Genomic DNA, 12,890 nt, shown 5'->3' with positions numbered 1-12,890 from the left:
AAGCGCGTGCACACTTAACATGCAAAAGTTTGATACCAAGACCTTTCAGGGGCTGATCCTGACCTTGCAGGATTACTGGGCGCGTCAGGGCTGCACCATTGTTCAACCGCTGGACATGGAAGTGGGCGCTGGCACTTCACACCCGATGACCTGCCTGCGCGCACTGGGCCCGGAGCCAATTGCCGCCGCCTACGTGCAGCCATCACGCCGTCCTACCGATGGCCGCTACGGTGAAAACCCGAACCGTTTACAGCACTACTACCAGTTCCAGGTAATCATCAAGCCTTCACCGGATAACATTCAGGAGCTCTACCTTGGCTCACTGAAAGAGCTGGGTATGGACCCGACGGTGCATGATATTCGCTTCGTCGAAGATAACTGGGAAAACCCGACGCTGGGTGCCTGGGGACTCGGCTGGGAAGTGTGGCTCAACGGCATGGAAGTGACGCAGTTCACCTACTTCCAGCAGGTTGGCGGCCTGGAGTGTAAGCCGGTGACCGGCGAGATCACCTACGGCCTGGAGCGTCTGGCGATGTATATCCAGGGCGTCGACAGCGTTTACGATCTGGTGTGGAGCGACGGTCCGCTGGGCAAAACCACCTACGGCGACGTGTTCCATCAGAACGAAGTGGAGCAATCCACCTATAACTTCGAATACGCCGACGTCGACTTCCTCTTTACCTGCTTTGAGCAGTACGAGAAAGAGGCACAGCATCTGCTGGCGCTGGAAAAACCGCTGCCACTGCCCGCCTACGAACGCATTCTGAAAGCGGCGCACAGCTTTAACCTGCTGGATGCCCGCAAAGCGATTTCGGTCACGGAGCGTCAGCGCTATATCCTGCGCATCCGTACTCTGACCAAAGCCGTGGCTGAAGCTTACTACGCCTCTCGCGAGGCGATGGGCTTCCCGATGTGTGCTCGTAAAGCGCCAAAACTAGAAAATAAGTAAGAGGCAGCCATGACTGAACAAACCTTCCTGGTGGAGATCGGCACCGAAGAGCTGCCACCAAAAGCCCTGCGCAGCCTGGCGGAAGCCTTTGCTGCGCAGGTTACCGCGGAACTGGATGCCGCGAACCTGAGTCACGGCGAGGTCAGCTGGTTTGCTGCACCGCGTCGCCTGGCGCTGAAAGTGGCGAACCTGAGCGCCGCACAACCTGATCGGGAAGTGGAGAAGCGCGGACCGGCCGTCGCTGCGGCGTTTGACGCGGACGGCAACGCCACCAAAGCGGCCGAAGGCTGGGCGCGCGGCAACGGCATCACCGTCGACCAGGCCGAGCGTCTCGCTACTGATAAAGGCGAATGGCTGGTTTATCGCGCCCAGGTGAAAGGCGAAGCGGCTCAGACGCTGCTGCCAGCAATGATTGCTAACGCGCTCGGCAAACTGCCGGTGCCAAAACTGATGCGCTGGGGCGACAGCGATGTGCAGTTTGTCCGTCCGGTACACACCGTGACGATGCTGCTGGGCGATGAGCTGATCCCTGGCACCATTCTGGGCATTGAGTCAGGACGTCACATTCGCGGCCACCGCTTCATGGGCGAAAACGACATCATCCTTGAGAGCGCCGATCAGTATCCTGACGCGCTGGAAAAGCGTGGCAAAGTGATCGCCGATTATCAGACCCGTAAGGCGATGATCAAAGCGGATGCTGAAGCGGCCGCGCGCCGTTTAGGCGGCAATGCCGATATCAGCGACAGCCTGCTGGAAGAGGTCACGTCGCTGGTGGAGTGGCCAGTGGTGCTGACTGCCACCTTTGAAGAGAAATTCCTCAAGGTGCCCGCCGAAGCGCTGGTTTACACCATGAAGGGCGATCAGAAATATTTCCCGGTGTATGACAACGACGGCAATCTGCTGCCGAACTTCATTTTCGTCACTAACATCGAATCCAGCGATCCGCGCCAGATTATCGCGGGCAACGAAAAAGTGGTGCGTCCACGCCTGGCCGATGCGGAGTTCTTCTTTAATACCGACCGTAAAAAGCGTCTGGAAGATCACCTGCCGCGTCTGGAAACCGTGCTGTTCCAGAAAGAGCTGGGCACGCTGCGCGATAAAACCGATCGCATTCAGGCGCTGGCGGGCTGGATCGCTGGCCAGATCGGCGCCGATGTGAACCACGCCACCCGTGCCGGCCTGCTGTCGAAGTGTGACCTGATGACCAACATGGTCTTTGAGTTCACCGACACCCAGGGCGTGATGGGCATGCACTACGCGCGTCACGACGGCGAAGCCGAAGATGTGGCGGTCGCGCTGAATGAGCAGTATCAGCCGCGTTTTGCCGGTGACGATCTGCCGTCCAGCCCGGTTGCCTGTGCGCTGGCGATTGCCGATAAGATGGATACCCTGGCCGGTATTTTCGGCATTGGTCAGCATCCGAAAGGCGACAAAGATCCGTTCGCGCTGCGTCGTGCGGCGCTGGGCGTGCTGCGTATCATCGTTGAGAAGAACCTGCCGCTGGATCTGCAGACCCTGACGGAAGAAGCGGTGCGTCTGTATGGCAGCAAGCTGAGCAACGCCCGCGTGGTGGATGATGTGATCGACTTTATGCTGGGTCGCTTCCGCGCCTGGTATCAGGAAGAGGGTCACAGCATCGATACGCTGCAGGCGGTACTGGCGCGTCGTCCGACCCGTCCGGCTGACTTTGATGCCCGTATGAAAGCCGTGTCGCACTTCCGTACGCTGGAGGCGGCGTCAGCACTGGCAGCGGCAAACAAACGCGTCTCAAATATTCTGGCAAAAGCGACTGAACCGCTGAATGAGAGCGTGCAGGCGTCGCTGCTGAAAGAGAATGAAGAGATCCAGCTGGCGACCTTTGTCACCGCGCTGAGCAGCAAGCTGCAACCTTACTTCGCGGAAGGCCGTTATCAGGATGCGCTGGTCGAACTGGCACAGCTGCGTACCGCGGTCGATAACTTCTTCGATAAAGTGATGGTGAACGCCGACGATCAGGCGGTGCGAATCAATCGCCTGACGCTGCTGTCAAAACTGCGTGAGCTGTTCCTGCAGGTGGCGGATATCTCGCTGCTGCAGTAATCCTCTCTGGTTGAGGCAAAAAGGGACGAGCAATCGTCCCTTTTTTATTTTTTCTGGTCTGCATCCTGAATCCGGCGGTCAGCGTGACCGTTTCAGCGGCCGCTTTTTTAATGTTCAAATGAGTACAAAACGTGCTTAAAACAACCGGAAAATGTCATCCGGGTGCAGGTAAAACCCGCCATTATCTGGCTTTGTATTTTTCTTTTTATTGTTAAATATCAATAATCTGATTTGATTCTCCTCTCCGATTCAACCGTCTCTTCTTTCCGTCAATCCGCAGCTTAAGAAACCGCCTGAAAAAAAGTTCGCCCTCTTGTTTTTGCTCTTTTCAGAGTGATAATTCGCCAGAAGTTACACTCCGTTACAGTTAGTGAAATGGAATTTTCATGAAAAGGAATTCTTTATCGTTATGGCATTCGCCAGAACGTCTGCTCGCCATAGTCGCGGGCGCGCTGTTCTGCTTCTCTTTACCGCTGATGGCAGCCCCGGCTGCCGAAACGTCTCGCGAACAGGGCCAGGCCATTGATGCCCGCGAACAACAGCGTCAGCAGACGCGTGAGCGCGTGCTGCAACAGCAGAATGCGCCGCAGGTGAATGAACATCTTCCGCGTCCTGATAGTCGGTTGCCCGGTTATCCTGCTAATGAGCAGCCCTGCTTTACCATCCATCGGATCGCCCTGACGGGCGAGGCAGCCAGCCGTTTTCAGTGGGCGCTCGATGCTGCTTCAGACGCTACCGGCCGTTGCCTGGGCGGACAGGGCATCGTGCTGGTCATCAACAAAGTGCAGAATGCGATTCTCGCCAAAGGCTATGTGACCACCCGCGTTATGGCGCAGGAGCAGGATCTGACGAAGGGCGTGTTGACGCTGACGCTGCAGCCTGGCCGTATCAGCCAGATCCGCTTCGAAGAACCCGTTTCCTGGCGTGGACGGCTGTGGAATGCTGTTCCGGCGTCATCGGGTGATATTTTGAATCTGCGCGATATTGAGCAGGGCCTGGAGAACTTTAAGCGGGTGCCCAGCGCCAGTGCTGACATTAAAATTGTGCCGGGCGAACAGGAAGCCACCAGCGATCTGCAGGTCAACTGGCACGAAGGCAGACCGGTACGGCTCAGTCTGGGACTGGATGACAGCGGATCTGAAAGTACCGGACGCTACCTCGGTTCTGCCACGCTGGCTGTGGACGCCCCCTTTGCGCAGAACGACCTCTTTTACGCCAGCATCGGCAAAAATCTGTTTGAGCGTGGGCCGTTCGGCAGCCGCTCGCATACCCTGAATTACTTTTTCCCGATCGGGTACTGGGCCGTCTCCGCCAACTACAACGACTACACCTATCACCAGAACATTCCCAATGCCAATGAGGTGCTGCGCTATAGCGGTAAGAGCGACAACGCCCAGCTCACGGTCTCCCGCCTGCTCTATCGCGACCAGTCCAGTAAAACCACGCTGAATCTGCGCGGCTATCGCAAACACTCCACCAACGCCGTCAACAATATCAACATAGAGCAGCAAAAGCGGCGCACCGCAGGCTGGGAACTGGGCCTGAATCAGCGCAGCTATTTTGGCAGCAGCACGCTGGACGCGAATATTGCCTGGCGGCGCGGTACAGGGGCATTCAATGCATTACCTGCACCGGAAGAGCCGCGCCATCAGGGCAGTGCGCGTACCGGCATACTGCTGGGCGACCTCGGCATCAACCACCCTTTCGCCCTCGGCGAGCAGCCATGGCGGGTCTACAGCAGCGTGCGAGGACAATGGAGTCCGAATGCGCTGACGCCGCAGGAGCGCATGGCGATTGCCGGGCGTTACACGGTACGCGGCTTTGACGGTGAACAGATGCTGTCAGGTGAAAAAGGTCTGCTGTGGCGCAACGAGATCGGCTGGGATCTTTTCTCACGCGGGCATGAGCTTTATCTGGCCGCCGATTATGGTCGGGTAAGCGGGCCTGGCGCCCGGGATCTGGTCGGGCATCAGCTGGCAGGCAGTGCCATCGGCGTACGTGGCTCACTCTGGAGTCGCTTCAGCTACGACCTGTTTGCGGGCGTGCCGCTCTTTAAACCCGAGGGTTTTCATACCTCCGGCGCCACGGCGGGTTTCAGCCTCAACCTGGAAATCTGACCACTCACTTTCACACGGATGTGACCCATGAATAAACATTGTTATCGTATTATTTTCAGCCGCACCCACGGTGAACTCCGGGTGGTGTCCGAACTTGCCCGCAGTTGCAGCACTGAACCCGGCCAGAGCCGGGGAAGCGGTGCGGCGCGTCTCTGGGTTACGTTACGCCGCACGGCGTGGCTGCTGGGAGTGGCGCTGTTTGCCGGGCCAGCACTGGCGAACGGCATTGTGGCGGATGGCAACGCTACGCCAGGTCAGCGGCCGGACGTCATCGCTACTCAGAACGGGCTGCCGCAGGTCAATATTACTGCGCCCAATCAGGCAGGAATCTCACACAACCAGTATCAGCAGTTCGACGTCGCACAGAACGGTGCCATCCTCAATAACTCAGCAGTGATGACCTCCACACAACTGGCCGGCATGATTCAGGGCAACCCGAACCTCAAGCCTGGCACTGCACCCGCGCGGGTGATCCTCAACGAAGTGAATAGCAACAATCCCAGCCAGCTTCGCGGTTATATGGAAGTAGCGGGCGGACGGGCGCAGGTGATCGTTGCCAACCCGGCCGGGATTGTCTGCAACGGCTGCGGCACCATCAATGCCGGACGGATGACGCTGACCACCGGCAAACCGCAGCGCAACGCTGACGGCAGCCTGGCGGGTTATCAGATTGAGCGCGGCGTGGTGCGCATTGAAGGCGGCGGACTCAACGGCGATCCCCGTCATGATACTGAATACGTAGACGTTCTGGCCCGCGCGGTGGAGATCAATGCGGGCGTCTGGGCCAAAAAAGAGCTGGCGGTGGTGGCTGGTCGCAACCGCATCAGTGCCGACACCCAGACGATCACACCGCTGGCTGACGACGGTAGTACCAGACCTGAACTGGCGATCGACATGGGCCAGATGGGCGGCATGTACAGCGGCCAGATCCGCATGATTGGCACCGAAGCGGGCGTCGGGGTACGAAATCAGAACGCCCAGGTGCAGGCGGGTAAAACGCTGGTGGTGAGCAGCGAAGGTAAACTCGTCTGGCAATCGGCGGCACAGGATGGCGTCACGCAGGCCGCAGGCGACATCAGCCTGGCGGCCAGAGACAGCGTTGATTATCAGGGCAAGCTCCACAGTGGCGGTCAGCTGACGGTTCAGAGCCGAGAAGGCGGGATTACCCTGTCCGGCACGCTGGCGGCGGCTGGTGACGTACGGCTGACTGCGGCCCGCAGCATTCAGAGCAGTGGACACCTGCTGGCGGGCAGCGATGCCAGCAGCCAGATTGTGCAGGAAGCCAGTCTGCAACTGGAGAGCCAGGATACCATTCGCGCCAGTGGCAGCCTGTTGAGCAAAAAAGAGGTCAGCGCGCGCGGACGCCGGGTCGATCTCAGTGGCGCTCAGGTCGCTGCCAGCCGCGCCACCCTGACGGCTCAGGAAGCGGGGGTTGCCGTGCGTCAGGCGGTGATTAATGGCACACAGCTGGTGATTAACACGTCAGGTGATATCGAAGCGCAGCAGGCACAGATTAGCGCCGGACGCTGGCAGGTCGACGGACGCAGCCTGTTCAGCCAGCAGGCGGGATGGTCGCAGACCGGCAGTGGCGAGAGCCGCTTTACGTTGTCTGGCGGGCTGGACAACAGCGAGGGTTCGATTGAGAGCCAGCAGCTCAGTTTTCAGGCCGCCTCGCTCAACAATCAGCGTGGCCGTATGGTCGCGCTTGATAACGCAGCGCAGCACTGGCGGATTGATGGGCTGTTTGACAACACGTCGGGCGAGCTGGGCAATAACGGCGATCTGACGCTTGAAACCGGCAGCCTGCATAACCAGGGCGGCACCATCAAAACCCAGGCGTCGCTGTCTGTTACTGCCCGCGAGGCGGTTAACAACAGTCAGGGGAATTTTCTGGCCGGTAATGCGCTGACGCTTAGCGCGAGCGGCGATCTGGATAATTACGCGGGCACCCTGAACGGCGGCCAGCTGTCGCTGACCGCGCAGCATCTGAATAATGCGCAGGGCGAGATTATCAGCCAGCGTGATCTGAGCCTGACGGCAAGCGGACTGGATAACTCAGAGGGCAAAGTGATTGCGCTGCAGGATTTGAGCCTGACGACGACACAGGGCCTGGACAACAGCGATGGCGGGATCGAAGCGGGTCATTATCTTTCGCTCAACAGCGGCGGATTCTGGCAGAACAGCGGTGGGACGGCGCAGGGCGGTGAGCAGGTTACGGCGACGGCAGATCAACTCAATAACGCCAGCGGCCGCTTGCAGTCTGGCGGTGATCTGACGCTGACCAGCCGCGGCGATATCCTCAACCAGGGCGGAAAACTCACGGCGAAAAACGCTCTCGCGATCCAGGGCACCGCCGCGACGCTGTTTGATAACGATGGCGGGTCGCTGCAAAGCGGCGGCGATCTGCGCCTGCAGTGTGGCGCGCTGAACAATCGTCAGTCAGGACAGATTCTCAGCCAGCGGGCGCTGACGCTCAGCCTGGCAGGCGACTGGGACAATCAGGGCGGCACCCTGACCGGCAACGGCAGCACGCAGGCCAGCGCCGCAAATCTGTTGAATGCCGGGGGCGCGGTCAATGCGCTGGACGCGCTGGATATGCAGTTCGCGGGTCGTCTGGATAACAGTAATGGCCGCATCTTCAGTCGGCTAAGCCAGACGCTCCAGGCGCAGGAAATTGGTAACGCCCAGGGCTGGATGGGCAGTCAGGCGAACTGGACTGCCGCGACTGCCGGTTTCGATAACACGGCGGGCCACGTGCAAAGTCAGCAGCAGGCTGAGCTCTCGGCAAACTGGCTCAGTAATGCCAGCGGCGTGTTGCAGTCAGCCGCCGGGCTGGCGCTGCGCGTTGCACAGGATATCAATAACCTGGCCGGTAAAGTCTCTGCGCAGCAGCAGCTGACCGTTCAGGGTCAGACCAGAGGCAGCCGCACCGGTAACATTAACAATGCAGGCGGCCAGTGGCTGGCTGGTGAAGGGCTGACGATCACCGCTGAGCGTCTCGATAACACTCAGGGTGGTCTGCTCTACAGTCAGCGGCAGTTAAGGCTGAACCTGGCCGGGGATCTGAATAACCGGGCGGGCAACGTGCAGAGCGGCGAAGCGCTCCAGCTTGATGCGCAGATGCTGAACAACGCGGGCGGCCACATCGACAGCCAGCAACAGCTCAGCCTGCAGCTGTCAGGAGAGATGGATAACAGCGGCGGTGCGGTGCGCAGTAACGGTGAACAGCAGATTCATGCTGCGATGGTCAATAACCGTCAGGGCATCTTCAGCAGTCGTGAGGCGATTAATCTGACAACAGGGCAACTGGAGAATGCCAGCGGCACACTGATCAGTCAGGGCGCGGGAAATTATCACCTCAGTGTGCTCAACAACCCGCAGGGCAAAGTTCACAGCGGCGCGGCGCTCTCCCTTGACGCTGCGCAACTGAACAATCAGGGCGGCCAGCTGGTCGCTACCCAGGATCTCGTGCTGAAGGCCACGGCGATCGATAACAGCACACAGGGTGTGCTCAGCAGCCAGGCGGGACTCTCACTGCAGGCCGATCGTCTGAGTAACCGCGACGGCGGCCTGTTACTCGGCACGACCTTTACCGACATCGCTGCCCGTGACATCGATAACAGCAGCGGACGGCTGCAGAGCGCCGGAACGCTCCTGCTTCGGGGTGTTGCACAGCTGGATAACCGGCAGGGACAGATGCTGGCGAATGGCGATCTCACCCTCAACGCCGATCTCTCACCGACTGATTCACCGCTGGTGCTGCTCAATCAGCGCGGACGGCTGGAGAGTGCGGGCGCATTAACCATCCATGCACACGCTTTCGATAATCAGGGCGGCACCCTGCTCGGCCTGCAGGCTCTGACGCTGACCGCGCAACAGGATTACACCCGCCAGGCGGGTGAAACCCTCAGCAGTAACGGCACGGTGACTTTCTCGCTGAGCGGGGCGTTTATTAACCTGGTGGACTGGCTGCTGCCGGGTAATCTGGTGCTGAATGCCTCGGCTATTACCAACCCGGCGATGCTGGTAGGTAAAACCGTTCAGCTCACGACCGGTGCGCTGCTGAACAGCGGGCGGCTTGAAGCCGACGCCCTGACGCTGAATGTCGATTCGCTGGATAACAGCGCGACCGTGATGGGCGATGAGATCACCGTGCGTGGTCGGGTGATCGACAACCATGGCCAGCCGGCGGTCATCGCGGCCACCCAAAGCCTGACGCTGCAGGCCCGCGAGCGGCTGAGCAACAAAGATAGCGCATTGCTCTACAGCGGCGATCGCCTGTTCCTGCACAGCGACGACCTGATCGAGAACCGGGCGAGTTTTATTGAAGCAGACGGTGATATGACGCTGGAAGCGCGGCGGCTCGACAACCTGCGCGAAGGACTGGTGATTGAGCGCGAGGCGGAGAGCAGCGACTACAGCTGGCATCGTTATAACTATTACTGGCGCTCTTACGGCTCAGCAGTAAGCTCCGATCTCAGCACCATGGCGTCTACCACTCAGCAGTTGACCTTCCAGGATGAGGCAGCGGCACAGAGTAATCCTTACGGCACGCTGCTGGCGATTGACGCTGCAGGCAAACGCGCCCAGGTCCGAGTCATGAACAATCAGGGTGTGCTGACCGATCTGTGGGTTAACTATCTGGCGCTGAACCCCAATGCCGACGGCACCTATGCCATGACGTTCTATGAAACCCGCGGATTCCGGCAAAATAATGTACCGACTCCCTATCAAAATACGGTTTGGCGTGAACATGATCGTGGACATCTGGAGCAGTGGGATCCCGAAAAGCATATCGACATCGACAATGCGCCGTTCGTTACTGATTACAACAATTTCCGTGAACGAACTGTAACCGGAACCGTAACGCGTGATCGGCTGGTTAGTGAAGGCATCGGCGCCCGTATCCTGGCGGGTGGCAACATGATCCTGCGCATTATTGACCAATTGATTAATGACGCCAGCGTGATTACAGCCAACGGTAATCTGACACTGGATGGCGGTGGCAGCATTGATAACCGCGGCTACTCGGTCAATGAGCGACGGCAGGAAGTGATTGTCGATCATATGGATAAAGACACTCACCACTGGTATCCAACCTTCAATTCTGACGAGACCACGGCCCTGGCTACCATTGATGGCATCATTACGGGCAACGGTAACGTCAGTATCAGCGGAGCGAGCATCAGTAACACCACCGTTAATCAGGCGCAGATCAGCCAGCTTGAAGCGGCGCTGCAGGCGGTGGACGCCGAGCGCGCAGAGTATGAACGTAACCCGCTGGCTTTTGCCATAGACGGCGTCGCTCACCATGATGGCGACACAGAACTTGCGGCGGGTAATTCATCGGGTCGCCCGCTGTTACCGGCCGAGCTGGCGCTGACGGCGCTGCAACAGCTGGAGAAAGTCGCCACAAGCATCCCCAATAACGGCCTGTTCAGCCAGCATACTGCGGCAGGTAGTCCGTTCCTGGTGGTGACTGACGAGCGCTTCACCAGTCGGGAGAAATTTATCAGCAGCGACTATCTGCTCGAACGGGTGGGCTATAACCCGTCGCAGGTGCATAAACGACTGGGCGACGGTTTTTATGAGCAGCGGCTGGTGCGCGAGCAGGTCCTGGCGCTGACCGGCAGGCCTTCCGTTAATGGCTGGGATGCGATGACGCAGTATCAGGAGTTGATGAATAACGGCTCAAAAGTGGCGCAGGATTTCCATCTGGTGCCGGGTGTGGCGCTGACGCCGCAACAGATTGCAGCGCTGCAGCAGGATATCGTCTGGCTGGTCAGCGAAACGGTGGATACGGCAGAGGGTCCGCAGAGCGTGTGGGTGCCAAAAGTCTATCTGGCACAGACTACCCTGCGCCTGACCGGTGATGGCGCGGTGATTGGCGGCTGTAATCTGCAGCTCTCGGCGGACAGCGTGACCAACGCCGGAAATCTCTTTGCGGACAAGGCACTGTCAGTCGACAGTAGTCAGTTCCTGCATCTGGGCGGCGACATCAAGGCTGGCAGCATTGATGTGAAGGCGGAGACGCTGACGATCAGCACCGATCTGCAGAATGCCCTGCGCCAGGCGACGATGAGCGCTGACGATATCAGCCTCAGCGGCACCGATATCCGGCTGCAGGGCGCGAAGCTCAATGCCACCGATAACCTCAGCCTGAGTGCACGCAACAACCTTGAAATCGGCACTGCAAAAAGCAGCCACAGCGGCAGCCTGAACGTGATTGCCGGGGCGATGGGAAATCGCACCAGCCGCGGCATGGAAGAGGCGGGCAAGCGCATGGCGCAGGTCAGCGGCGAGTGGCAGCAGGCACAGGGCAGTGAGCTTAACGTGGGTGGTAACCTCCTTCTCTCGGCGGGGCGTGATCTGACGCTGACCGGCAGCCAGGCCAGCGCTACCGGCTCTGCCCGGGTTGAGGCTGGCGGCGACATCCACATCGGCGCGGAGACCACCACCAATACCACCCATCTTGAGGCCAACAGCCGGACCTCATCGGTCAGCAACAGCCGTCAGGAAGATCGTCTGCTGCTCAGTTCCCTGAGCGGTGATCAGGGCGTGACGCTGGTGGCAGGCAATAATCTGCTGGCCGAAGGCGCGCAGGTTGACAGTTCACAGGGCCAGATTGGCGTCAGTGCGCAGAGCGTTACCATTAAGGATGCGCGTGCCCATACACAGGACCTGGACAGCGAGAACAGGCGCCTGGGTAATACCCTCAGCCATCGTGACGAGGAGACGGTTCGCGAAGGCAGCATGGGAAGCACCTTCAGCGGACAGCAGGGCGTAACGGTAATCGGGCGTGAGGGTGACGTGACGGTCACCGGCAGCACGCTGCACAGCGAACAGGGTGCTGTTGCGCTGCTGGCGAAAAAGGATGTCATCCTCAACCACACGACAGACAGCGAGCACCGCGCCTCACAGGAAAAAAGTCGCGGCCGGAAAACCAAGGGTGAACGCGCGGAGGAAATGCTGCGTGAGAACGTGGTGGGGAGCACGCTCAGTGGACATGATGGCGTCACGGTGGTGGCGCAGGAGGGCAGCATCACCGCCACGGCCAGCACGCTGCACAGTGAGCTGGGTGCCGTTGCGCTGCAGGCGAAACAGGATGTGACCCTCAATACCGCCACCGAACGGGAGTCACTGTTCAGCGAATCCCGCTCAGAGAAAAAAAGTTTCCTGAAGAAAAAGAGCAGCCACAGCATCTCGCTGGATGGCGCCACCCGTGAGAACGGCAGCCTGCTGAGCGGCGAAAGCGTCACGGTCATCGCCGGACGTGATCTGACGGTGACCGGATCGGCGGTGGTTGCCGACCGGGACGTCAATCTGCGGGCCGGGCGCGACGTGGAGATCGGCGCGGCGACCGAGACCGAGAGCCACTATCAGCTGGAAGAGAAGAAAAAGAGCGGCCTGCTGGGCAGCGGTGGCATCGGCTTCACCGTCGGCAAACAGTCAACCCGCCATGAAATCGATGAGAAGGGCACCACCCAGAGCCAGAGCATCAGCACCGTCGGCAGCAGCCAGGGCAGCGTCAATGTTACGGCGGGCAACCGGCTGCACGCCGGCGGCGCAGACCTGGTGGCGGGGAAAGATCTGAACCTGACGGGCGACAGCGTAACTATCGACCCGGGCTTTGATATACGCAGCCGTAAGGAAACCTTCGAGCAGAAACAGAGCGGTCTGACCATTGCCCTGTCAGGCACGGCGGGCAGCGCGCTCAATACCGCGGTCAGCAGCGCACAGCAGGC

Annotated in this window: 4 protein-coding genes; all 4 read left to right on the top strand. The window is 59.6% G+C overall.

Translation table 11 applies throughout. The annotated features are described in order from the left end of the window. The first annotated feature begins 19 nt into the window (after nucleotides 1-19). Nucleotides 20-949 carry a glycine--tRNA ligase subunit alpha gene (glyQ, locus tag HFD92_RS19090; protein WP_167429501.1) on the top strand — a complete coding sequence of 310 codons (930 nt, stop codon included), beginning with the start codon at nucleotides 20-22 and terminating at the stop codon, nucleotides 947-949. 9 nt (nucleotides 950-958) lie between these two features. Then, complete coding sequence (gene glyS, locus HFD92_RS19085; protein ID WP_009088313.1) at nucleotides 959-3,028, top strand: glycine--tRNA ligase subunit beta; 2,070 nt, start codon at nucleotides 959-961, stop codon at nucleotides 3,026-3,028. A 386-nt stretch (nucleotides 3,029-3,414) separates the two neighbouring features. Further along, nucleotides 3,415-5,145 carry a ShlB/FhaC/HecB family hemolysin secretion/activation protein gene (locus tag HFD92_RS19080; RefSeq protein ID WP_167429500.1) on the top strand — a complete coding sequence of 577 codons (1,731 nt, stop codon included), beginning with the start codon at nucleotides 3,415-3,417 and terminating at the stop codon, nucleotides 5,143-5,145. A gap of 27 nt (nucleotides 5,146-5,172) precedes the next feature. Continuing rightward, nucleotides 5,173-12,890: filamentous hemagglutinin N-terminal domain-containing protein (locus HFD92_RS19075; RefSeq protein WP_167429499.1), on the top strand; the 7,718-nt coding region annotated here is incomplete at its 3' end.

It is taken from the genome of Pantoea sp. EKM101V, from assembly GCF_011800325.1.
Lineage (GTDB): Bacteria > Pseudomonadota > Gammaproteobacteria > Enterobacterales > Enterobacteriaceae > Pantoea > Pantoea anthophila.
The sequence above is the reverse complement of the archived record's forward strand: the minus strand, read 5'-3'. Positions and strand labels throughout refer to the sequence as shown.

What these genes read in the sequence shown, in the direction of transcription:
- glyQ (WP_167429501.1), top strand. Translation starts at nt 20, where the DNA reads ATGCAAAAGTTTGATACCAAGACCTTTCAGGGGCTGATCCTGACCTTG.
- glyS (WP_009088313.1), top strand. Translation starts at nt 959, where the DNA reads ATGACTGAACAAACCTTCCTGGTGGAGATCGGCACCGAAGAGCTGCCA.
- HFD92_RS19080 (WP_167429500.1), top strand. Translation starts at nt 3,415, where the DNA reads ATGAAAAGGAATTCTTTATCGTTATGGCATTCGCCAGAACGTCTGCTC.